Source organism: Streptomyces sp. 3N207, assembly GCF_052246355.1.
Lineage (GTDB): Bacteria > Actinomycetota > Actinomycetes > Streptomycetales > Streptomycetaceae > Streptomyces.
The window spans coordinates 263,308-284,673 of record NZ_JBQQBV010000006.1; the positions used below are offsets into that span (position 1 = coordinate 263,308).

At 71.2% G+C, this 21,366-nt stretch carries 19 protein-coding genes and 1 pseudogene; 14 read left to right on the forward strand and 6 right to left on the reverse strand.

Annotation, left to right across the window (positions count from 1 at the left end; all coding sequences use genetic code 11):
* The first annotated feature begins 6 nt into the window (after nucleotides 1–6).
* Complete coding sequence (locus tag ACTWP9_RS12620) at nucleotides 7–2,322, forward strand: FUSC family protein (RefSeq protein ID WP_443246162.1); 2,316 nt, start codon at nucleotides 7–9, stop codon at nucleotides 2,320–2,322.
* Between the two features lie 255 nt (nucleotides 2,323–2,577).
* On the opposite strand, the gene ACTWP9_RS12625 is transcribed toward ACTWP9_RS12620, so the two are convergent.
* Nucleotides 2,578–3,036, reverse strand: coding sequence for a MarR family winged helix-turn-helix transcriptional regulator (locus ACTWP9_RS12625; RefSeq protein WP_443246163.1), 459 nt, complete (start codon nucleotides 3,034–3,036; stop codon nucleotides 2,578–2,580).
* A gap of 162 nt (nucleotides 3,037–3,198) precedes the next feature.
* Between ACTWP9_RS12625 and ACTWP9_RS12630 the strand changes: the two genes are divergently transcribed.
* The 3 genes from ACTWP9_RS12630 to ACTWP9_RS12640 are packed head-to-tail and all read left to right on the forward strand — an operon-like array spanning nucleotide 3,199 to nucleotide 6,515.
* Entirely contained in the window at nucleotides 3,199–3,468 is a 270-nt protein-coding gene (locus ACTWP9_RS12630; protein WP_443246164.1) for a hypothetical protein, read from the forward strand.
* Nucleotides 3,461–4,081: a DUF6879 family protein gene (locus ACTWP9_RS12635; protein ID WP_443246165.1), complete on the forward strand. Its 621-nt coding sequence runs from the start codon at nucleotides 3,461–3,463 to the stop codon at nucleotides 4,079–4,081. Before ACTWP9_RS12630 ends, ACTWP9_RS12635 begins: the two co-directional genes overlap by 8 nt.
* Nucleotides 4,082–4,109: 28 nt before the next feature.
* Entirely contained in the window at nucleotides 4,110–6,515 is a 2,406-nt protein-coding gene (locus ACTWP9_RS12640) for an ATP-binding protein (RefSeq protein ID WP_443246166.1), read from the forward strand.
* A gap of 45 nt (nucleotides 6,516–6,560) precedes the next feature.
* Here ACTWP9_RS12640 and ACTWP9_RS12645 read toward each other — a convergent pair whose 3' ends face one another.
* The 3 genes from ACTWP9_RS12645 to ACTWP9_RS12655 form a co-directional block, all read right to left on the reverse strand.
* Nucleotides 6,561–7,952: an alkaline phosphatase PhoX gene (locus ACTWP9_RS12645; protein WP_443246167.1), complete on the reverse strand. Its 1,392-nt coding sequence runs from the start codon at nucleotides 7,950–7,952 to the stop codon at nucleotides 6,561–6,563.
* Between the two features lie 105 nt (nucleotides 7,953–8,057).
* The gene (locus ACTWP9_RS12650) at nucleotides 8,058–8,870 is read right to left on the reverse strand and encodes an SDR family NAD(P)-dependent oxidoreductase (RefSeq protein ID WP_443246168.1); all 813 of its coding nucleotides are present in this window, start codon (nucleotides 8,868–8,870) and stop codon (nucleotides 8,058–8,060) included.
* The gene (locus ACTWP9_RS12655; RefSeq protein WP_443246169.1) at nucleotides 8,870–10,234 is read right to left on the reverse strand and encodes a hypothetical protein; all 1,365 of its coding nucleotides are present in this window, start codon (nucleotides 10,232–10,234) and stop codon (nucleotides 8,870–8,872) included. The genes ACTWP9_RS12650 and ACTWP9_RS12655 overlap by 1 nt, the downstream gene beginning before the upstream one ends.
* Nucleotides 10,235–10,421: 187 nt before the next feature.
* Between ACTWP9_RS12655 and ACTWP9_RS12660 the strand changes: the two genes are divergently transcribed.
* The gene (locus tag ACTWP9_RS12660; RefSeq protein WP_443246170.1) at nucleotides 10,422–11,645 is read left to right on the forward strand and encodes a hypothetical protein; all 1,224 of its coding nucleotides are present in this window, start codon (nucleotides 10,422–10,424) and stop codon (nucleotides 11,643–11,645) included.
* Nucleotides 11,646–11,666: 21 nt separating this feature from the next.
* Here ACTWP9_RS12660 and ACTWP9_RS12665 read toward each other — a convergent pair whose 3' ends face one another.
* Both ACTWP9_RS12665 and nhaA read right to left on the reverse strand, forming a co-directional pair.
* Complete coding sequence (locus ACTWP9_RS12665; RefSeq protein WP_443246171.1) at nucleotides 11,667–12,137, reverse strand: YbaK/EbsC family protein; 471 nt, start codon at nucleotides 12,135–12,137, stop codon at nucleotides 11,667–11,669.
* Nucleotides 12,138–12,277: 140 nt separating this feature from the next.
* Entirely contained in the window at nucleotides 12,278–13,636 is a 1,359-nt protein-coding gene (gene nhaA, locus ACTWP9_RS12670; protein ID WP_443246172.1) for a Na+/H+ antiporter NhaA, read from the reverse strand.
* Between the two features lie 418 nt (nucleotides 13,637–14,054).
* On the opposite strand from nhaA, the gene ACTWP9_RS12675 reads away from it, so the two are divergent.
* The 9 genes and pseudogenes from ACTWP9_RS12675 (at nucleotide 14,055) to ACTWP9_RS12715 (ending at nucleotide 21,317) form a co-directional block, all read left to right on the forward strand.
* Nucleotides 14,055–14,813: a hypothetical protein gene (locus tag ACTWP9_RS12675; RefSeq protein WP_443246173.1), complete on the forward strand. Its 759-nt coding sequence runs from the start codon at nucleotides 14,055–14,057 to the stop codon at nucleotides 14,811–14,813.
* 168 nt (nucleotides 14,814–14,981) lie between these two features.
* Nucleotides 14,982–15,866, forward strand: a pseudogene (locus tag ACTWP9_RS12680) (hypothetical protein); the annotation flags it as partial.
* Nucleotides 15,867–16,390: 524 nt separating this feature from the next.
* On the forward strand, nucleotides 16,391–17,692 hold the full coding sequence (locus ACTWP9_RS12685; RefSeq protein WP_443246243.1) for a CpaF family protein: 1,302 nt from the start codon (nucleotides 16,391–16,393) through the stop codon (nucleotides 17,690–17,692).
* 4 nt (nucleotides 17,693–17,696) lie between these two features.
* The gene (locus tag ACTWP9_RS12690; RefSeq protein ID WP_443246174.1) at nucleotides 17,697–18,689 is read left to right on the forward strand and encodes a type II secretion system F family protein; all 993 of its coding nucleotides are present in this window, start codon (nucleotides 17,697–17,699) and stop codon (nucleotides 18,687–18,689) included.
* A complete protein-coding gene (locus ACTWP9_RS12695) occupies nucleotides 18,686–19,615 on the forward strand; it encodes a type II secretion system F family protein (RefSeq protein WP_443246175.1) in 930 nt (309 codons plus the stop codon). Before ACTWP9_RS12690 ends, ACTWP9_RS12695 begins: the two co-directional genes overlap by 4 nt.
* A 76-nt stretch (nucleotides 19,616–19,691) precedes the next feature.
* Nucleotides 19,692–19,946, forward strand: a complete 255-nt coding sequence (locus ACTWP9_RS12700) for a hypothetical protein (RefSeq protein WP_443246176.1) — start codon at nucleotides 19,692–19,694, stop codon at nucleotides 19,944–19,946.
* Between the two features lie 5 nt (nucleotides 19,947–19,951).
* Nucleotides 19,952–20,413: a TadE family protein gene (locus tag ACTWP9_RS12705; RefSeq protein ID WP_443246177.1), complete on the forward strand. Its 462-nt coding sequence runs from the start codon at nucleotides 19,952–19,954 to the stop codon at nucleotides 20,411–20,413.
* The gene (locus ACTWP9_RS12710) at nucleotides 20,413–20,838 is read left to right on the forward strand and encodes a TadE/TadG family type IV pilus assembly protein (RefSeq protein WP_443246178.1); all 426 of its coding nucleotides are present in this window, start codon (nucleotides 20,413–20,415) and stop codon (nucleotides 20,836–20,838) included. Before ACTWP9_RS12705 ends, ACTWP9_RS12710 begins: the two co-directional genes overlap by 1 nt.
* On the forward strand, nucleotides 20,835–21,317 hold the full coding sequence (locus ACTWP9_RS12715; protein WP_443246179.1) for a Tad domain-containing protein: 483 nt from the start codon (nucleotides 20,835–20,837) through the stop codon (nucleotides 21,315–21,317). Before ACTWP9_RS12710 ends, ACTWP9_RS12715 begins: the two co-directional genes overlap by 4 nt.
* Nucleotides 21,318–21,366: the final 49 nt, after the last annotated feature.

Here is a 21,366-nt window from a genome sequence, read left to right on the forward strand (position 1 = left end):
CGCGGCATGTTCGCCGCACCATTGCCCTGGCTCCGGGCGCTGAAGGACACCGCCCGTTCCGGGGTCAGCGTGGAGCGGGCCTCGCTCACGCCGCTGACCGCGTTGCGCGGCGCGTGCGGGGTCGGCCTGGTGGTCGGGCTGGCACTGCTGATCGGGACCCCGCAACTGGCGGTCTCCAGCGCGTTCGGCGCGTTCGCCTCCGGTATCGCGACCTTCCAGCGCAGCTGGCGGCCCCGGCCCGTGCTGGCGCTGGCCGCGTCGACGGGGCTGGCGATCTCCACCTTCCTCGGCTATCTGCTCATCGGGATGCCGTGGGCGTTCGTACTGCTCCTCGCGCTATGGGCGTTCCTGGCCGGGATGGCGTGGGGGGTGGGCCCCACCTCCGGCGTGGTGGCGGCGTTCAACATCGCCGTCATGCTCATCACCGTCCACCTGCCCACCAGCAGTCTGGGCGCGCTCGGCCACGCCGTGCTGATCGCCGCCGGCGGCGTCATACAGGCCGGACTGATCGTGCTGTTCCCCGTACGGCCGTGGGGCGAGCGCCGCGACACGCTCGCGGACGCGCTGGCCGGGGTCGCGGACTACGCGCGGCGGCTGCGGCACGACCCGATGGCGCCCTTCGATCCCGAACCGCTGATCGAGGCCCGCAGCGCCGCCGCCGTCACCCCGCGTCAGGCCCGCCGCAGGCCCCGCCAGTTGCACGGCTACCGCGCGATGGCCGAGCGCTTCCGCCCGGTGCTGGCCTCCCTCGCCGACCCCGTGGTGGGCGGGGCGCCCATGGTGGGGCCGGAACGCGACCGGGTGCGCGAGTTGCTGGCCGCCGCCGCGACCGTGCTGGACGCCACCGCGCGTGCCGTCCGGCGCGGCGAACGCGTCCGGCTGCCCGACCAGGCGCTGGACGTACTCCAAGTCCCCGAGAGCGGCCCCGTGCTGAGCGGTCCCGCACGGCGTGCGGCGCTGCGCCTCATCGCCCTCACCGACGACGCCGTGGAAGCCGCGCAGGAACCCGTCGAGGTCACCAAGGGCGGGGTACTGGCGCGGGTGACCTGGCATGTGGCCGACCGTGAGGGCCGTCGCCGCGGCTTCCCCGACCAGCCCCCGGTGGTCGACGCCAGCCTGGACGGCCCCTACGGCCCCGACCCGGAAGAGGTCGCCGCCGAGGAAGCCGCGGCCCAAGCGGTCGAACGCGCCCGCCACAAGGCGGCCGGCGGCAAGCACACCCCCGCCGCCGGGCACGCTCTCGCCCGCGAACGCCATCTGCATATGCCCACCCTCGCCGGCCTGGTACCGGTCGCACTCCGCGCCCTGCGCCGCGAACTCCACTGGAAGTCGCCGATCCTGCGGCACGCGCTGCGGGTCAGCGTCGTCGTCTCCCTCGGCTATCTGATCGGCAGGGCCCTGCCGCCCGCACACGGCTACTGGGTGCCGCTGACCGCCGTCATGGTGCTGCGGCCCGACTTCTCCCGTACGTACGAGCGAGGCGTCGGCCGGGCCGTCGGCACCCTGATCGGCGTCGCCGTCGCAGGCACGGTGATGGCGCTGGCGGGCCCCGGGCCGTATCTGAGCGCCGCGCTGGCCGTGTTGAGTGTGGGCCTGATGTATCTCCTGCTGGACACCGGGTACGTCGTCGCCTCCGTCTGCATCGGCGCGTACGTGATCTTCCTGCTCGGCATCCTGGGCGCCGACTGGTACCAGACCGCCTACGAGCGCGCCGGACTCACCGCGCTCGGCGGGGTGCTCGCCATGCTCAGCTACGCACTCTTCCCCGCCTGGGAGACCCCGCTGCTGCGCGACCGGCTCGCCGACTGGCTGGAGGCCACCGGACGGTACGCCATCGCTGTGCTGGACGCCTTCGCGCGGCCCGCCGCACACGCCTCCCGCCAGGTACGCGAAGCCCTGCTCGACACCCGCGCGGCGCGGCAGAACTGGGAGCAGACCCTCAGCCGCGCCGAGGTCGAACCGGTCCGCCACCACGGTCGGCTCTCCCGCCGCTCCGCCGGTGAAGCGCAGTCCGCGCTGGTCACCATGGGCCGCGCCTGCATGCTGCTGGAGGCCCATCTGCCCGGCCCCCACCCCAGCTTCCGGCCCGACAGCGCCGCCGCGGACTTCTCCGCGGCCCTCGCCTCGGACATCTCCACCGCCGTCACCGCCGTCCAGCAGAGCGAGCCGCTGGAGTGGACCGCCGTACACGAGGCGCTGGCCCGCTGGTGGGAACAGGCCGAGTACCCGCCACCCGTCGCCCTCCGCACCGCCGAACTCCTCACCGACGCGCTGGACGACCTCGCCCAGGCGGTCGGCCCCAAACGCCGACCCCGGTCCTGACGCCGGGCGTTGCCCATGAATCACGCTGATCCCTGCTTGCTGCGTTCATTGCCGGGGTGAAGCGGGCCAACTAGGCGCCCCGAAGGGGCGCGGGGAACTGCTCCCCCTGGGGGTACCTCCCGGCCGGAGGCTGGGGGACTTCGGCCGGGAGGTGCCCCCACAGCCACAACACGCCGGCAGACCGCGAGCGGCGGGCACGGGCACCCCCTTACCGGAACACCAGAGAGGGCCGGACAAGAGCCACCGGCCACAGCACTAGTGGTGCCAGGCGCTGCCGCCCGTGTTGTGGATGAAGCGCTGGAGCACCTTCAGCGTGGTCAGGTACTCCTCGTCGGAGATGTTCGCGTGCCGTTCCGCCCACAGTTCGTCCTGGAGCGCCGCGGCCTTGTCGTAGAACGCCCTGCCCTCGGCTGTGATGCCCAAGTGTCCCTCCGAGTCCTCGGTGATCCAGCCCTGGGCGACGGTGCGGTCGATCTCGGATTCCATGGCTTCAGGGCCCGTGTCGAGGTAGTTCCGCAGGAGGCGGGACACCTCGTCGCGGGTCTTGACGACATCGGCGCGTGCGGCCTGCGCGAGGACCCACCACTGCGGCTGGGTGGTGCCGATCCCGGCGAGGGCTGCCCGGGTGCGGGTGACGACGGCGTTGTAGGCCGCCCAACTCCAGTAGCCGATGGGCTGCTGGATCAGTTCGGCGTCGCTGTGCGAGTACTCCATGGCCGGTTCCTCTGTCTCTCTTGGCTCGAGCCGGTGCGGCGGAACCAACCGTAGAAGTTGAACCGAACTTCAAGTCAAGTCAGCTGGCTGAACACGGACTGCACACGTCCAAACACTTCCGGTACCGTGAAGTCCGTCACGTGACAATGACTGGGGGTAGCTATGGCCCGTACCTGGGAAGCCGACCCGTCCGCGTTATTCCTCCGGCGACTGGGGAAGTCCGCAGCAGAGCTGGGGAATTCGGACGAAGAGGAGAAGTGCCCGGACATCTGGCAGCTGGACAACGGCGATATCGCCGTCATCGGCCGAGATCTCACCGATGACTACGGTTCCCGCTTGCCGAACGGTGTTTCTCTTGGTTCCGACGAGCGGCTGGTCGTGATCCCCGGCAATATGCTCAGCGCAGCAAAGGCAGACATTCCTGATGCTTGATCTTCGTGCTCCGTCTCTCCCGCAGGAGCAAGGCGAACCCCTCGACGATGACACCTACGTCAGCGATTTCCGAGCGCGGCGCAAAGCAATCCGTAACGGCGAGTCCTGGAAGCTGGAGCGGCTCCAGCACTTCGAGGAGGAGAGTGCCACCCGGGATGCGCTCCGCCGGGGTGACTGGCCGGAGGCACTCCGCCTGTTCGAGGCACGTCTTGGCGAAGCACGGAAGACTGCCGAGGACGACAGAAGGCGCTTTTCTCCCTTCCGCCGCCTGCGCGTGGTGGAGGAGCCGCTGACGCCGTACATGCGGTGGGAGTTGCACTGGCTGCACCTGCGCGCGGAAGCCGGGCATCAATGCCGCGTGCTGCACGCAAAGGAAGTTGCCACAGCCGAGACCGATGGTCTGCTTCCTGAGATCGTCGTGTTGGACGGCAAGACGCTGTACGAAATCCTCTACACCGAAAAGGGCGCCTTCGAGAGCGCACGCCGCTTCACCGATCCGGACGTGGTGAAACCCTGGGTGGCCTTTGTGAAGCAGGCTTACGCTGCGGCCGAGGACATCCAGTCGTACTTCGAGCGCGCGGTGGTGCACCTGCCACCGCCCCCGGCGGCGTGAGAGCGGCCTGAGAGGAGCGGATCACAGCGTGTCCGGAAACGGGGACGGACCTTCGCAGGAGTCCCGGAACGACCTTTCAGGGACTTCTCGCGACGTCGTGCAGGCCGGGAATGTCGCAGGCGGCATCCACTTTCACCGGGGAGGGGGACGGGAAGGGGGCGGCCCCACTCCGCGTCAGCTTCCCGCCGACGTCCACGCCTTCGTCAACCGCACCGACGAGTTGCGCCAGCTCAAGGCAATCCTGACCGACCGTAGCGGCGACCGGCTGGTTGTCTCCGTGCATGTGGTCGCGGGTACCGCAGGCGCGGGAAAGACTTCGCTCGTGCTGCACTGGGCGCACGAGGTGAAGGACCATTTTCCGGACGGGCAGCTTTTCATCAATCTGCGCGGCTACGATCCCGGCGAACCGGTCACCGCAAACCAGGCGCTGCGCCGTTTCCTGGGTGCACTCGGCGTGCCCGCCGATCGCATTCCCCAGGACGTCGATGAAGCCGCCTCCCTGTATCGCTCCCTGCTGGCGGAGCGGCGCGTTCTCATCGTGCTCGACAATGCCGCCACCGTCAGTCAGGTGCGGCCGTTGCTCCCAGGCAGTGGAAACAGCCTGGTCATCGTCACCAGCCGGAGCCGCCTGGCCGGACTGGCGGTTCGTGACGGTGCCCGTCATCTCTCGCTCGGCACCCTTCCGGAGCAGGAGGCAATTGCCCTGCTGCGCGCGGTCACCAGCGACTACCGGCCGGAGGACGGCGAAGCGAAGCTCTCCGAGCTGAGCCGGCTCTGCGCCCGACTGCCACTTGCTTTGCGTATAGCGGCGGAGCGGGCCGCCAGCCATCCTCATATGCGGATCGACGATCTGATCGCCGATTTGCGGGACGAGTCGGCCTTGTGGGATGCGCTCAGTACGGGAATTGACGAGGAAGCCGAGGCAGTCCGCTCGGTTTTTGCCTGGTCCTACCGAGCGCTGCCCGCGCAGTCCGCGCGGCTTTTTCGTCTGCTGGGGCTCCATCCCGGCCCGGAATTCAGCCTGCATGCGGCTGCGGCCCTGGCCGAGCTTCCGCCCCGGCGCACAAGGCCCCTCCTGGACGATCTCGTCGGCGCCCATCTGCTGGAGCAGATCGCACCGGATCGCTTTCAATTCCACGACTTGCTCCGTGCTTTCGCCGCGCACCAGGCGCAGAGCGATGAGCCGTCCGAGCAGCGGGCCATGGCCTTGCACCGGGTGCTGGAGTGGTATCTGCACACTGCCGACGCAGCTCAGAGCTGGATCAAGCCGATCGAGGAACGCCTCACTCTGGCCGAGCCCGCGGGCACGGTACCTCCCACCAGCTTTCCCGATTACGACGCGGCGGTGGACTGGGCGGACCGCGAACACCCGACCCTCATCCGGCTGGCGTCGACAGCCTTCTCCGCCGGATTCGATGCCCTCGCCCGGCAGTTGGCCGAGGCGCTGTGGAACGCTCGCTCACCGTCATCGTCGGTCAGCGACTGGTTCGACACCGGACGTGCCGGCCTCGCTGCTGCTGAACGCGAGCACAAGCCGGTTGCCCAGATCCGGCTGCTCAACAATCTCGGCATGGCCTGTCGGCAGTGCCATCGACTTGAGGAAGGTCTGGACTGTCACCGACGGGCTCTGGAACTGGCTCGTGCTGAAGAGGTGCCTTTCGATGAGGCCCGCTCGAACAATCTCATCGGCCTGATTCACCTTGACAGCCGTCAGCTCGATCCGGCGGCCGAGCATTTCGCGCGGGCGGCTGCGCAGTTCCGCGAGTTGGACGAGCCCCGCAGAGCGGCCATGGCCCTGTCCAACATCGCCAGCACAAGGCTTGACGCGGGGCGTCTGCAGGAGGCGGAGTCGGCCGCGCAGCAGGCATTGGGCGCTCATCGGGCTCTGAACAACCAGCGGAGTGTCGGCAACGCGCTCAACATCCTCGCCGAACTTCGCCGGGAGCAGGGCCGGCACGGAGCGGCACTGAGCGCGATCGAGGAAGCCCTCGACATCGCACTCAATCTGCGATCCCACACCCTGGAAGGGTTCTGGCTGCTCACCCTCGGCGACATCCAGCGCTCCACTGGTCAGCTCGGCGATGCGCTGGCCTCGTACCATCGGTCCGCCAAGCTGCACCGTGGCCTGAGGAACCGCAGTCGGGAAGCCCTCGCCTGGCGCGGCACGGGGCAGACGTATGTGGCGATGGGCCGGCATGACGAGGCCCTCGCGTTCCATCGGCAGGCCGCCGCCGTACACGCCGAACTCTCCGACACCTGGCAGCGTGCCCTGGAGCTCGACTGCCTTGCCGCCGCCGTGCAGCCGGAGGACCCCGGGGCGGCTCGCGCCCACTGGGCCGAAGCCCGAAGCGGCCTCGCCGGGTACACCGATGCGCGTGCTGTGGCCTTGCGCACCCGTATCGAGGAGGAGCTGGCCGGGCCGAGAGAGGCGTGAGCCCCCGGCCCGGCCGGGGGCTCATGACCGTCGGGTGCGTCGGGCCTACTGCTGGGCCCAGGGGCCGGTGATGGCGAAGATGTGGCCCGGGCTCTGGATGGCGGCGAAGAGGATGCGGCCGTCGTCGCTGAACGTCGGACCGGCGAACTCGCTGTCGTTGAGCTCGTTGCGGGCCATCGGGTAGGAGGTGCCCTGCTCGGTGACGCCGACGAGGTGCTGGATGCCTTCGCCGTCCTCGGCGAGGATCAGGCCGCCGTGCGGGTCGACCACGATGTTGTCGGGGCCGTCGTAGTTGGTGTCGGCGTCGGGATCGGGGTTCACGCCGAAGAGCGTCTTCAGCGTCACCGTCTCCGATGCCGGGTCGTAGAACCAGACCTGACCGTCGTGCTCGTTGGTGCTGCCGTCGCTGGTGCGGGCGTAGCTGGCGACGAAGTAGGCGCCGCCGTCGGCCCAGTAGGCGCCCTCCAGCTTGCGGGCGGCGGTCACCTGCCCGGCGTCGAACTGCTTGCGGACCGACTCGCGGGTGGCGTCGCGGTCGGGCACGTCGATCCACTTCACGTTGTAGCGGGTGCCCGGCCGGGTGGCCTCGGACAGGTCAGCGATCTGCCTGCTGCCCTTGAAACAGCTCATCGCCTGCAGGCTGCCTGCGGTGGCGCCGCCTTCGGAGAGCGCGAGGGCCCGCAGTGCGCCCTTCCCGGGGCGGAAGTCCTTGGGCGGGGTCCACCGGTAGTACAGGCCGTGCGGGTCGTTGGCGTCCTCCGTGAGATAGATGGGCCCACGGGGGTCGACGGCGACGGCCTCGTGCGAGTAGCGGCCCAGGAACTTCAGCGGCACCGGCTCGGCGTTGGCGTCGCGGTCGAAGGCGTCGACCTCGAAGACGTAGCCGTGGTCCTTCTGGAACCCGCCCCCGGCGCGCTGTTCGGTCTCCTCGCAGGTCAGCCAGGTGTTCCACGGGGTCTGGCCGCCGGCGCAGTTGTTGTGCGTCCCGGCCAGGCTCACGTACTCGCTGACGCGCCGGCCGTCGGCTTCCACGACGATGTTGGTGGTGCCGCCCTTGGCACCCGGGTCGTAGGTCAGACCCGGCAGCGGCGGCACGCCGTGGGCCTCGCTGCCGTCGTTCTCATGGTTGTTGACCAGCACGAAGCCCTGGCCCCCGCCGCGTGCGAAGCAGGCGGTGCCGTCGGGATCGGACGGCGTGGGCTCACCGCTCTCCAGCTTTGTCGCACCGGCCTCGGCGACGATCAGGTAGCTGAACCCCTTCGGCAGCGACAGCAGGCCCGCCGGGTCGGGAACCAGCTCGCCGTAGCCGCCCGCGCCGCGGGTGACCGCCCCGGCCGCGGGCGCCGCGATGGCATCCACGCTGCCGGCGACCACGAAGCCCAATCCGCCGAAGGCGCTGGTGCGGAGCACATCTCTTCTGGACAGTGATGAGGACAAGGTCCCCTCCTCGTCTCGAATACCGGGACCGTGGCCATCGAAACCGCCTGGCTCGACCCGCGGGCGCGCCGCGAGGTGTTGCCGAGATGAACGGGCGGCGAAGCTCTAGTTGGTGATCCGGCCGCCCGCCACGTCCAAGGTGACGCCCGTCAGATAACCGGCGGCGTCGGAGGCGAGGAACACGGCTGTCGAGGCGATGTCGGCGGGCTCGGCGAGACGGCGCAGGGGATGGCGGAGGGCGGCTTTGTGCTGGAGCTCCTTGGACATGCCTGCGGCGACCTTTTCGGTGCGGACCGTGGTGGGGGCGAGGCAGTTGACGCGGATGCCCTGGGGGCCCAGCTCGGTGGCGAGTTGCCGGGTGAGCATGGTCAGGCCCGCGTTGGCGACGCCGTAGGCGAGGTTGGCCTGGCCGGGCTGGCGGCCCGCCGACGAGGACAGGGTGAGGATGTTGCCGCTGAACCGCTCGACCATGCCGGGCAGGAAGGTGCGGATGGTGAGGAACGCAGAGGTCAGGTCCGCATCGAGGACCTGGCGCCAGCGGTCCTCGGTCAGTTCGGGCGAGGGGGTGGGTGTGCTCTGGCCGCCCGCGAAGGCCGCGAGGATGTCGACCGGGCCCAGCTCGTCGGCGACCCGTTCGGCCACCCGGTCCAGCGCGGCGGTGTCCGTCACATCGGCGACGACGCCGATCGCGGTGCCGCCCTGCTTGCCGATGCTCTCCGCGACGTCGAACAGCGCGGGCCGGTCCCGCCCCACCAGGCAGACGGCGACGCCCTGTGCGGCCAGCGCCCGCCCCGTCTCGGCACCGATGCCGCGGGAGCCGCCGGTGACCACCGCCACCTTGCCCGCCAGATCGGGGTAGACCGGGTGCGTGGGGGCGTCCTCGGAGCGGTGGGCGGCGTCCTCGGGCTCGGTCGTCATCAGCGGTCCCCTTCGGTGGTGTTCAGGCCCAGTTCCCTGCGGCGCCGGTGGCCGTAGAGCGCGGCGCCGACCGCGCAGCTCACGAGGACGGCGGAGGAGATGCCCCAGCCGACGAAGAAGCTCGTCATGCCGGCCGGTGCCGAACGGCGCGGTCGCACATCGCCCTGCGGGTCGGCGAAAACCCGCAGGGTGTCGCCCGCCTCGTCCTCGTTGCACGAGATGGTCAGGTTGTCGTCCTCGGTGACCCTGCCCTCGGTCAGCGGACGCAGATCGCAGGTGGGCCCGCCCTTGGCGTGGTGGTGCACCTCGGTCATCTCGACGCGCACCCACTCACCGCGCTCCAGCAGCACGGACGTGGAGTAGCCGTGCCCGGCGATCGGGAAGAGCGCTATGCCCGCGAAAATGACGAGCAGCAGATAGCGGCGGCGCGGTCCGTAGTGCGTCAGCTCGAGGAGCAGAGCGATCAAATACGCCGCGGTGACCAGCGTCAGCGTCCAGAACAGCGGTCTGCCGCCGCCTATGTACCGGGGCATCAGCATGGTGGCGGCTGCCAGCGCGCAGCCCACCAGCGTCGCGGCCGTCGCCAGTGCCACGGCCGCGGGACGGGACAGCCGCTGGATACGGGCGTCCAGCCGGGGGCTGAACCGGTGCGGGGCGGCGGGCCGGGAGCCGAGCCGCGCATAGAGGGCCGCGCGGGGCGAGGTGGGCTCCGGCCGGCGTCCCGTACGGCCTCCGGCGGCAGCCGTGCCGCTCCCGTATCCGCCGTCGGCGCTGCTGCTCGGGCGGTAGCGGCGGGCCTTGGCGATGCCCGCGCAACCCGCAACCGTCAGGATCGCGGCCCACGTCAGCAGGGCGCCGTAGACGGTGGGGTCGGGCTCCTCGTACGGGTCGGAGGAGAACGCCTGGGTGAGCCCTCCGACGAAGAAGACGAACGCCAGGGCGAGCGCGAGCACGCAGACCGTCATCCACCCCGCGCGGCGCCCGTGCAGCGCCTGCTCGGTCTTGCCCCGCCGGGCCGCAACCCCGTACAGCTCGATGAGCCTGCGCCGGTCGCGGCTCTTGCCGCGCAGCGTCAGCAGCAGCGCAAGCGTCGCCGGGACCAGCGCGGTGCCGATGCCGAGCGACAGGTTCGCGGCCAGTCCCTTGGGGCGGCCGACGTGCGTGTAGTCGTAGATCCCCGAGGCCAGGAAGCCGCAGCCGGCGCACAGCCCGACGATCAGCGCGACCCGCGCCCACAGCTCGCCGGGGGCGAGTTCGGCGCGCACGAGGGCTTCGCCGTACGCGGAGTCGTCGTGCGCGCGGTCGTCGTTCGCGGAGTCGTCGTTCGCGGGCCGCACCTGGTCGCCCTCGGCCGCGCTCGCCATGTTCCTGCCCCCGTTCGCTTCGAGCCCCGCTCTCGTGCCAGCACTCTATGGCTTGTCCGGCGGATGCTGCGCCGCCCCACCCCCTGTGCTGGAGAGGGGGTGCCCCCTTGCCCGGCCGCGCACTAGCCTGTGGCCGATGGCGGGCCAGGGGAACGGGTTACCCAGCGGCACCCGATGGAGACTCGGGGTGGGAGCGCTGGCTGTGATGGTGCTGGTCGGGGCACTGGTGTCGGTGCCCGACGGAAAAGAGCGCCGGGACGGCTGCTCCGGGGCACGGGTGACCGGCTGGCGTACCGACGAGCGGATGACCCGCGAGCTGGCCCGGTACGGCGACGACAACGCGCAGCTGGACGACTGGACCGGTGGCGACGGCACCCGCTCGGTGCGGCTGCCCGACGGGCGGACGCTGTGGTTGTCCGCCGACACCTTCCTCGACCGGGTGAACGACGACCACAGCCGCGAGCCCCACGCGGTCTGGGTGCGCAACTCCGGGCTGGCCATGTCCAAGGGCGGGCGGTTCGAACGGACGCTGCTCGGCGGCACCGACACCCGTCCCACGGCGCTCTTCCCGGGCACCGCGACCCCCGACGGGCGCGAGGCGTGGCGCTGGCCGGTACAGGCCGTGGTGGAGCCGCGCACCCCGGGGTCGTCCGAGAAGGTGGTACGCGTACTGCTGTGGCAGCGCGAGGCGGGGCAGCCGCCGTGGATCTTCGGCGTGCCCCGCGCCTCGGAGGTCGCGACCCTGTCGCTGCCGGATCTGCGGCTGGAGGGCATCGCGTCGATCCACCGGCCGCAACAGACCGATGTCGAGCGCCGCGTGCTGTACGGCACCTCGGCGATCAACCGGGGCGGGTGGACCTACGTCTTCGGCGCCGACGAGGGCAGCGTCAGCGGCAAGGCATCCCGGGCGCACGTCGCCCGCGCCCCACGGGGAAGGCTCGGGGACGCGGGAGCGTGGCAGTTCTGGGCAGGTCCAGCAGACGAGGGCGGCGCGTGGCAGGACGACCCCGCCAAGTCGCAGCCGATACTCGTCGGCAAGACCGTGCAGCGCGGCGCGACCGGCACCTACTCGGTCGTACGGCACAAGGACAGCTGGCTGCTGCTGACCATGGACGCCGGGGCGCCGGACGGGGGCGGGATCACCGACATCGTCTCGTACTGGTCCTGCTCGCCGACCGGCCCTTGGCACGGGCCCGGCCGGGTGGCGAAACCGCCGCTCCCCGAGGGCGGTGCACAGTCCGGCGTGGTGCCGTACAACCCGCAGGGGCACCCGGAGTTCGCACAGTCGGGGAGAAAGGGACTGCTGGTCGGCTACGACGTGAACGTGCTGGATTCCGGCTCCGCCATCCATCGGAACGTCGCCTATTACCGGCCGCGGTTTCTGAGGCTCACCCTCGGCCCGGTGCGGTGACTTCGTCCGTTCGCCCGCGCGTCAGTCGCCCACCTGCGCCGCAAGTCCGTTCGTCAGCCGTACGAGCTCGTCGAAGTCGGTGGCGAACATGGTGTATTTGTCGCCGCCCCCGGCCCAGACGACCTCGTACTCCTTGAGCTGTACGTCGACCAGGGTGCGCAGCGGCTTCTCGTGCCCGAGCGGGGCCACCCCGCCCACCAGCTGCCCCGTCACCTCGGTGACGAACTCCGGGCTCGCCCGCCGGATCTTCCGCTTCCCCACACCGAGCAGCGCGGCCACCAGCCCGGTGTCCACCCGGTGCGCCCCACTGGCCACCACCAGCAGCGGCTCGCCGTCCACGGCGAACACCAGGCTGTTGGCGATCGCGCCCACGGCACACCCCAGCTGTTCGGCGGCAGCCGCCGCGGTGGGCATGGGTGCGGAGAAGGTGCGGATCTCACTGTTGGCGCCCAACTCCCGAAGGTGCTCGGCGACGCGCTGTGCTCCATCCATGCGGGGAGCCTACGGCTTGCCGGACGCCTCTGTTTCGGAGAGGGGGTGCCCCTGCCCGACGTCCGCAGGCTGTGGGGGCTGCGGGTCCGTCGTGGCTTGTCGCGCAGTTCGCGCAGTTCCCCGCGCCCCTTCGGGGTGCGTCAATCGTTGTTCTGCTCGCGGGCGCGGCGGGCGGCTTCCGTGGGGCGGTTTATCGGGTCCAGTTCCTGGTCTATGTCGGGGATGGAGTCCTGGTCCTCGTCGCGGGTCTCCGCCTCCCACAGAGCCCGGTACTTCGCGTCCCGCAGCTTGAGCATGACGCAGGCGACCAGTGCGGAGAACAGGGAGCCCAGGAGGACGGCGGCCTTGGCGTGCTCGGTGACGGACGCGCCCTGGAAGGCCAGTTCGGACACCAGCAGGGAGACCGTGAAGCCGATCCCCGCCAGCATCGCGACCCCGGCCACGTCCGCCCAGGCCAGATCGGAGCTGAGCCGCGCACGGGTGAAGCGGGCGGCCAGGTAGGTGCCGCCGAAGACGCCGATGAACTTGCCGACGAACAACCCCACCATCACCCCGAGCGCCTCCGGTTGCCGGAAGGTCTCGCTCAGCGCCGAGCCCGAGACGCCGACGCCTGCCGCGAAAAAGGCGAAGACGGGCACGGCGAAGCCGGCGGACAGCGGCCGGACCAGGTGCTCGATGCGCTCGGCGGGGGAGCGGCTCTCCGGGTCGTCCGGATTGTCGGGCTGCACCCGCAGCAGCATGCCCATCGCGACGCCCGCGATGGTGGCGTGCACGCCGCTGTTGTACATCAGCGCCCAGATGACCACGGCCAGCGGTACGTACACGTACCAGCCGCGTACCCGCAGGTTGACGTGGAGGACGCGGAAGAGCACCAGCCCCGCGACGGCGCCGCCGAACGCCATCCAGTTGAGGGTGGAGGTGTAGAAGACGGCGATCACGAGGATCGCGCCCAGGTCGTCGACGATGGCGAGGGTGAGCAGGAAGGCGCGGATGCCGGAGGGCAGATTGGTGCCGATCACGGCGAGCACACCGAGGGCGAAGGCGATGTCGGTGGCCATCGGGACGGCCCAGCCGTTCAGATCGCCGCCGCGCGCCAGGTTCACCACGACGTAGCAGAGGGCAGGCACGACCATGCCGCTGGCCGCGGCGACGACGGGGAGCGCGGCGGCGGCCGGACGGCGTAGCTCGCCGACGGTCAGTTCCCGCTTCAGCTCCGCTCCGGCGACGAAGAAGAAGATCGTCAGGATGCCGTCCGAGGCCCAGTGCTCCACCGACAGATCGAGGCCCAGCGCGGGGATGCCGAAGTGGAAGGAGCGCACCGTCTCGTAGAGATGCGCGAGCGGGGTGTTGGCCCAGAGAAGTGCCAGCACGGCGGCGGCCAGCAGCACCGTTCCGCCGACGGTCTCCGTACGCAGCGCGTCCGACAGCAGCCTGCGCTCACGGGCCGACGGCAGGGCGAAGAGTGAAGTGCGGTGCTCGTCTGTGCCCGGCGGTGTCATGGCGCTCCCCTGGATCGGCGCGTGCAGAGATACGGGGGAGGGCCCCCGTACCGCCGACCAGACTTCCCGGCACACCTATGAGAATTTTGGCGCGATCTTGACGCCGTTCTCACACCGTACTCGAACAGCGGCGATCTGCACCGCCCCAGTTATGGGATCTTCACCTCAGCAGCCCTGCGGCCTCGGGCCGCGAGGGCGCCCGGAATCCGGCCTCCGTGGCGTTCGGATCCGCCTTGAGGGGGTCGGGGGGTGTTGATACTGTGCCCGGGATTTACATGGCGTGGTCGCCTGTTGGTACGCGGGGGTATGTCCGACATGGCGGTAGCGGCATGTCGGCACGGGGCAGGTTCTCAGTGACACGACGTGAGACGCACAAAGACCACAAGACGGGGAAAGACCACAACACGGGGGTGGTGAGGTGAAGACCCAGGAGCGGAGCTCCGCCGGGGTCGGGCGCGGGGCAGCACTCACCGCACCGGCCGGGGACCGGCTTCCGTCCCCGCCACGCGAACGCAAGCCCGCACTCGCCGCGCTCGCCGTCCTCCTCGTCCTGCTCGGCGCGCTGGGCGCGACCGTCCTGGTGATGCGCGCGGGGGACCGGGTCGAGGCCGTCGCCATCACCAAGCGGGTCCCGCAGGGGCAGCCGATCCCGGACTCGGCCATCAAATCGGTGATGGTTGCCGAGGACAGCGACATCAAGTACGTGCGCTGGGACCAGCGCGGTCTGCTCAAGAAGTACCGCTCGGCCGCCGATCTGGTCGACGGAACGGTGCTGGTGGGCAGCATGCTCACCAAGGAGAAGGGCCTGGCATCCGGCAAGGCCGTGGTGGGGCTCTCGCTCAAGAGCGGCCAGTACCCGCCGCGCCTGAAGGAGGGCGACACGGTCTCCGCGTACCGCGTGGGCCGCGAGACCTCCTCGGGCGGCAGCGACGCGACCGGTGGCGGGACCGACGACACGGGCGGCGACGCGTCCGGCCGGAACAACGGCTCCGGCAACGCGACTATCGCCGAGGGTGCCAGGGTCCAGTCGATCAGGTCCGGCTCCGACGACTCCCTCGCCTCCAGCGGCAACCTTCCCGTCTCCGTCGTCGTCGACAAGAGCGACGCCGCCGAGCTGACCGCGGCCGCGTCCAACGGGGAAGTGTCCCTCGTCCTCGACTCCGACAGCGGAAGCTGACGGCACGCGCAGCCGGACCGCGCCGTGCCCGCGCCATGGAGGACGGGAACGGGCCCGCGGAACCGTCCGCCGCGGAGCATCGTCGTCGGCTACGGCAGGACATGACGGCAGACGCAACGAGGGGCAGCACGGCAGGGACGACACGACACCAAGGAAAGGCGTAGCCGGATGGCGCTGATCGCACTCGCCGCCGACAAAGGGGCACCGGGGGTCACCACGGCCGCCGTCGCCCTCTCGGCGGTGTGGCCGCGCCGCGCACTGCTGGCCGAGATGGACACCGCGGGCGGCGATCTCGTCTACCGCAGCCCCGCCACGGACGGCCGTCCGCTGGACCCCAACACCGGACTGCTCTCGCTGGCCGCGACCGCGCGCAGAGGGCTCGCCGCCGAGCAGCTGTGGGACCACACGCAGCGGCTCTCCGGAGGGCTCGAAGTCCTCGTCGGACTCGGCAACGCCGAACAGTCGGCGGGGCTGGCCGGACAGTGGGACACCCTGGGCCGCGCCTTCGCGTCCCTCGCGGACTCGCCGCATCCCCAGCTGGCCGCCGATGTCATCGCCGACTGCGGGCGGATCGGCCCGGAGTCCGCTTCGGTGGCGCTCTTTCCGCATGCCGCGCTGGTGCTGCTGATCGCGCGGGACGAACCGGAGCAGATCGCCCGGGTGCGGGACCGCGCCCTGGCTCTGACCGCGCGGCTGCACGGCACGGGCCGCGGCATGTCGCCGCTCGCCCAGCCGCTGCTCGGTGTGCTGCTGGTCTCCGAGGCGCAGGGCGCCGCCAAGATCGCGGGTCAGGTCAACGACATGCTGGTCGCCTCCCGCGCGGGTGCCCAGGTCCTGGGCGTACTCGCACATGACCCGCTGGGCGCCGAGCAGTTGGCGGGCCGCCGCCGGGGGCGGGTCGAACGCTCGCTGCTCGTCCGCTCCGTACGCAAGATCGCCACCGACCTCCACCAGCAGTACGGTGCGGCCTGGGCGCCGGCCGCAGCGCAGCCGCAGCAGCAGCCCCCGACGTCGCGCGGCCAGGACCAGGTTCGGCGCCAGGGCCCCGGTCCGGCGCCGGTCGCCGGGCAGCCCACCGGCCCGGCCGAGCCCCTCCCGTCCGCCCCCGCCTCGGCGCCGCACGCCCCTACGGGCCGACCCGGTGCGGGCCAGGACCGGACCCCGCCGCCGCGGCAAGGACCGCCGCCGCAGCAGGGACCGCCGCCGCATCGGACCCCGCCCCCGCAGCAGGGCCCGCCCCCGCAGCAGGGCCCGCCGCCCGTCGGGCCCGATTACGGCGCGCCGCGTTCGCAAGGGCGCCGTGCACAGACGCCGGGGCCGGGTGCACAAGCGCCGGGTCCGCAGACGCCCGGTGCGCAAACTCCTGGTGCGCTGCCCCCCGTTCAGGCGCCGCCGACGCAGGCACCCGCCTCACCGGCACCGGGCGGCCCCGCGCAGAGTGAGCCGGCGCGGGGGCTCAAGGGCTTCCGCGGGCGGCGTAGGCCCACGGCACCCGCGCCCGCGCCCACGCCGCCGGTGCCGTTGCCCGGCAGCGGGGAGCGGTCGCGGGACGGGGGAGCCGCATCGTGAGCGCGAGCATGGTCGACCACCAGTTGGTGAAGCGGTTCCGGCAGGAGGCCGGGGACCGGATCGCCGAGCAGCGCCGAATAGACCAGGCGTCCGGTGTGGCGCCGATGACCACCGAGGACGAGCGGCAGTTCGCCCGTGCGGTGATCGCGCAGATCCTCGAGGAGTACGCGCGCTCGGAGATCACCTCCGGACGCACCCCGCCGGACGCGCAGTCCGAGGAGGCGTACGCGGCTGCCGTGCACGCCGCGCTGTTCGGCGTGGGGCGGCTCCAGCCGCTGCTGGACGACCCCGAGGTCGAGAACATCGATGTCAACGGCTACGACCAGGTCTTCGTCGGCTATGCCGACGGCCGTGAGATGCGCGGCGAACCGGTTGCCGAGTCCGACGAGGAACTGGTCGAGCTGATCCAGATCCTCGGCGCCTACTCGGGCCTGTCCTCCCGGCCGTTCGACTCCGCCAACCCGCAGCTGGACCTGCGGCTGCCCGACGGCTCCCGGCTGTCGGCCGTCATGGACGTGACGAGGCGCCCCGCGCTGTCGATCCGGCGCGCCCGGATGGGCAAGGTCTTCATCTCCGACCTGGTGGGCAACGCGACGCTCACCCCGGAGCTGGGCAGCTTTCTGACGGCGGCGGTGCGGGCCCGCAAGAACATCATGATCGCGGGCGCGACGAACGCCGGTAAGACGACGCTGCTGCGCGCCCTCGCCAACGAGATCCCGCCGCACGAGCGGCTGATCACCGTCGAGCGCGCGCTGGAACTGGGCCTGGACCAGTTCCCCGAACTGCACCCGAACGTGGTCGCGTTCGAGGAGCGGCTGCCCAACTCCGAGGGCCAGGGCACCATCAGCATGGCCGAACTGGTCCGCCGCTCGCTGCGGATGAACCCCTCCCGGGTGATCGTCGGTGAGGTGCTCGGCGACGAGATCGTCACCATGCTCAACGCCATGTCCCAGGGCAACGACGGCTCGCTGTCCACGATCCACGCCAACAGCTCCAGCGAGGTCTTCAACCGCATCTCCACCTATGCGCTCCAGGCCGCCGAGCGGCTGCCCATCGAGGCCACCCAGATGCTGATCGCGGGGGCCATCAACTTCGTCGTCTTCATCGAGCGCCGCAACGCCTTCGCCAGCGGCGGACGGCTGTCCCGCTCGGTCACCTCCGTACGGGAGATCAACGGCGTGGACGGCCGGGTGCTCTCCAGCGAGGTGTTCGCCGAGGCCCCCGACGGGCGGCTGCTGGCGCATGCGCCGGTCTCCTGTGCGCAGGAGCTGGCCGTCTACGGATACCAGCCGACCGGAAACTGGGGGTGAGACCGTGCCTCTCGACGGCGGTACGGGCGGCATCTTCTCCCTGCCCACCCTCTACGCGCTCGCCTGCGGCGTCGCCGTCGGCGGCGGTATCGCGCTGCTGATCGTCGCCCTGCGCGGGCTGCCCGCCAAGGCGCCGGACGAGAAGCGGGACGCGGGCAAGCGCGCCTCGGAGCTGGTCCGGTTCATGAGCCGGCGCGGCTCCATCGCGGTGTGCGCGGGACTGCTGGTGCTGCTGCTGACGCGCTGGCCGGTCGCCGCCATCGCCACCGGCATCCTCGTCTTCGTCTGGGACCGGCTCTTCGGCGGTGCCGCCGAGGAGCGGGCCGCGATGAAGCGGGTGGAGGCGCTGGCGGCGTGGACGGAGTCGCTGCGGGACACCATCGCCGGCGCCGTCGGCCTCGAACAGGCCATCCCCGCCTCGGCCCGCGCCGCAGCGCCCTCGCTGCGCCCGCATCTGGACGCGCTCATCGACCGGCTGCGGGCCCGCACCCCGCTGCCCACCGCGCTGCAGAACCTGGCGGACGAGCTGGACGACCCCTCGGCCGACATCGTCGTCGCCGCCCTCATCCTCAACTCCCGGCTGCGCGGCCCCGGTCTGCGCGAGGTGCTGGGCGCGCTCGCCAAGTCGGCGCGCGAGGAGGTGGACATGCGGCAGCGGGTGATGGCGCAGCGCGCCTCCACGCGGCGCAGCGTGCAGATCGTCGTCGGCGTCAGCGTGGCCTTCGTACTGGGCCTCGCCGTCTTCAACCGGGACTTCGTCAAGCCCTACGGGAGCCCGCTCGGCCAGGTCGTACTCGCCTGCGTGTGCGCGATGTTCGCCTGCGGTTTCTGGTGGCTGCGCAAGCTGTCGCGGATCGAGACCCCCCAGCGCTTCCTGATCCACGCCGACCAGCCGGCACCGGCGGCCCGCGCGGGCCACCCGGCGGAACGGGCCGAGCAGCCCGCCGAGCGGGGCGAGCAGCCTGCCGTCGGCGGAAAGGAGGCGCTGGACCGATGAACACCCTCACCCTCACCGCACTCACCGGAGCCCTCGCCGGGCTCGGTCTGTTCCTGCTTGTACGGGCGCTGGCGCCCGGCAAGCGGGGTGCCGTCGCCTCCGTCGCCGAGATCGACGCGCTGCGCGCCCGTACCGCCGCTCACCAGTCGGGCGTCGCGGGAAGCCCGGAGGAGACCGGCCGGTTCGGCGCCCTCCGGGCACGGATCGGCGTCCGGGTCGCAGAGCTGTATCTGCGGCAGGGCTGGGAGCAGCGCAACCTCCGTTCCGACCTGGAGGTGCTGGAGCGCCGCTGGGAGAACTTCCTTGCGACGAAGGTGCTGCTGGGCGCCGCGGGGCTGTTCTTCGGGCCGTTCCTGTTCTCGATCGGCTGGCTGATCGGCTTCGGCCGCAGTCCGCTGATCCCGCTGTGGCTGGCGCTGTTCTTCGCCGGGCTGTTCTTCATGCTGCCGGACCTGGAGGTGCGCCGCGACGCCGCCGCCAAGCGGCGCGACCTGCGACGGGTGGTCGGCGCCTATCTCGACCTGGTGGCCATGAACCTGGCGGGCGGGCGCGGACTGCCCGAGGCGCTGAAGGCGGCCAGCGAGGTCAGCGACGGCTGGGCGCTGCGCCGTATCCGCGACACCCTCGCCGACGCGCGGATCACCGGGCAGAGCCAGTGGGCGGCCCTGGGGGACCTGGGAATCCGACTGGGGGTCGACGAACTCAAGGACCTGTCGGCATCCTTGGCGCTGGTCGCCGACGACGGCGCCAAGGTGCGTGCCTCGCTCTCCTCCCGCGCCGAGACCATGCGGCACCGGGAGCTGTCCGAGATCGAGGGCAGTGCGGGTGAGAAGTCCCAGTCCATGCTCGTGGCCCAGCTGATGCTCTGCGCGGGCTTCCTCGTCTTTCTCATCTATCCGGCGGCGATGCGCGTCTTCCAGATCTGACCTCCTGTCCGAAGACCCGAGCCCGAAGCCCGGGTTCGAAGCCCGAAGCCCGAAGACCCAGAAAGGACTGAGAACGATGCCGAATCCGATGCGTTCGATCAGTCATCCCGCCGTCGAATTCCTCGTCACGTTTCTGCGCGGCCGGATACAGCGCGCCCGCTCCGGCGAGCTGGACCGCGGCGCCTCCGCCGTCGAGTGGGTGATCATCTCGGCAGTCGTGGTGGCCATCGTCGGCGTGGTCGCCGCCATCATCAACCTTGCGCTCCGGAACGGCGCGGACAAGGTGAGCGACTGCATCGACGGCGCCGACGAGGACGGCACCTGCAAGTAGGAGCAGTGCCGGTGCGAGCTGAGCGACGGTTCGTCGCAGGGATACGCCGCAGATGGGAGGCCGCCTCCCAGCGCGGCGAAAGCGGCATGACCGCGATCGAGTTCGTGCTGCTCACCCCGGTGCTGTTCTTCCTGATCTTCGCGACGGTGCAGTTCGCGCTGTACTTCTTCGCGGACCATGTGGCGCAGGCGGCGGCGCAGGCCGGTGCCCGTAAGGCGCGGCAGGAGGCCGACGCCGACCCGGGAGGCTGGCGCGCCGAGGCGAGGCAGACCTCCGGCGAATACATCGAACAGCTCGGCCCCGAACTGATCCTCAACCCCGATGTGAAGCTGCTCGGGCCCGACGACAACACCGTGGGTGTGGAGATCCGCGCCCAGGTGCCCTCCGTCTTCCCCGGCCTGGACATGGATGTGTACGCGATCTCCCGGGGACCGGTGGAGCGGTTCGTACCGGACGGGGGCGGGTGATGAGAGAGCGACGGTGGGCCGGTCCGCGGGGCGGCGACGCCGGGATGTCGACGATCGAGGTCGTCATCCTCGCGCCGGTGATGATCCTGTTCATCCTGGTACTCGTCGCGTTCGGCCAGCTCGTGGACGGGCGCGGAGCGGTGGACAGCGCGGCGCGGGACGCCGCACGTGCCGGGTCGCTCCAGCACGGCAGCCACGGCGCTGCGATGGCGGCTGCGCAGCAGGCGGCCACCGCCACCCTCAAGGGCACCTGCGCGGGGAACGTCACCGTACGGGACGCGGGCAGCGACTACCGCTCCGGCGGGCTGTTCACCGTCGAGGTGAGCTGCCGGGTGCGCGGCCTGGGCATCCTCGGTCTGGACATCGCCAAGGACATCTCCGGCCGCTCCAGTTCGCCGATCGACCCGTACCGGAGGACCGGATGAACCGGGGCAGACGGGCCCTCTCCGAGAGGGTGGGCAGCTGGGTGCAGGCCCGGCGTACGGCCTGCGACGACAGCGGGTCCGGTGCCGCCGCGGTCATCATGTTCGCGCTGCTGTTCATGGTGCTGGCCGCGTTCGTGGTGGACGGCGGGCTGTCCATCTCGCAGCGTGAGCGTGCGGCCGACATCGCCGAGCAGGCAGCCCGCTACGCGGCGCAGGACATCGACGAGGAGGCCCTGCGCGCCAGCCAGGGCCGCAACGCGCCCATCAACTACGAGAACTGTCCCTCCCGCGTCCACCAGTTCGCCACCCAGTCCGGCCTGACCGGGGCCGACGTGGCAGCCTCCGGCTGTGTGTCCGCCAGCGCACAGCAGGTGCAGGTCCGGATCCGGCTCACCTACCGTCCGGTCCTCACCGGGCTGTTCTACAGCGCACCCATCACCGTCCACGGCACGGCGACGGCGGAATCCGTGACCGGCTGAACCGGCCCGGAACCACCGCCCCTCCTCCACGTCCGCACTTCTCACACTG

Excerpts from the sequence above, each read along its gene's own strand:
- ACTWP9_RS12620 (WP_443246162.1), top strand. The coding sequence starts at position 7 with ATGTTCGCCGCACCATTGCCCTGGCTCCGGGCGCTGAAGGACACCGCC.
- ACTWP9_RS12625 (WP_443246163.1), bottom strand. The coding sequence starts at position 3,036 with ATGGAGTACTCGCACAGCGACGCCGAACTGATCCAGCAGCCCATCGGC.
- ACTWP9_RS12630 (WP_443246164.1), top strand. The coding sequence starts at position 3,199 with ATGGCCCGTACCTGGGAAGCCGACCCGTCCGCGTTATTCCTCCGGCGA.
- ACTWP9_RS12635 (WP_443246165.1), top strand. The coding sequence starts at position 3,461 with ATGCTTGATCTTCGTGCTCCGTCTCTCCCGCAGGAGCAAGGCGAACCC.
- ACTWP9_RS12650 (WP_443246168.1), bottom strand. The coding sequence starts at position 8,870 with ATGACGACCGAGCCCGAGGACGCCGCCCACCGCTCCGAGGACGCCCCC.
- ACTWP9_RS12655 (WP_443246169.1), bottom strand. The coding sequence starts at position 10,234 with ATGGCGAGCGCGGCCGAGGGCGACCAGGTGCGGCCCGCGAACGACGAC.
- ACTWP9_RS12665 (WP_443246171.1), bottom strand. The coding sequence starts at position 12,137 with ATGGATGGAGCACAGCGCGTCGCCGAGCACCTTCGGGAGTTGGGCGCC.
- nhaA (WP_443246172.1), bottom strand. The coding sequence starts at position 13,636 with ATGACACCGCCGGGCACAGACGAGCACCGCACTTCACTCTTCGCCCTG.
- ACTWP9_RS12685 (WP_443246243.1), top strand. The coding sequence starts at position 16,391 with ATGGTCGACCACCAGTTGGTGAAGCGGTTCCGGCAGGAGGCCGGGGAC.
- ACTWP9_RS12695 (WP_443246175.1), top strand. The coding sequence starts at position 18,686 with ATGAACACCCTCACCCTCACCGCACTCACCGGAGCCCTCGCCGGGCTC.
- ACTWP9_RS12700 (WP_443246176.1), top strand. The coding sequence starts at position 19,692 with ATGCCGAATCCGATGCGTTCGATCAGTCATCCCGCCGTCGAATTCCTC.
- ACTWP9_RS12710 (WP_443246178.1), top strand. The coding sequence starts at position 20,413 with ATGAGAGAGCGACGGTGGGCCGGTCCGCGGGGCGGCGACGCCGGGATG.
- ACTWP9_RS12715 (WP_443246179.1), top strand. The coding sequence starts at position 20,835 with ATGAACCGGGGCAGACGGGCCCTCTCCGAGAGGGTGGGCAGCTGGGTG.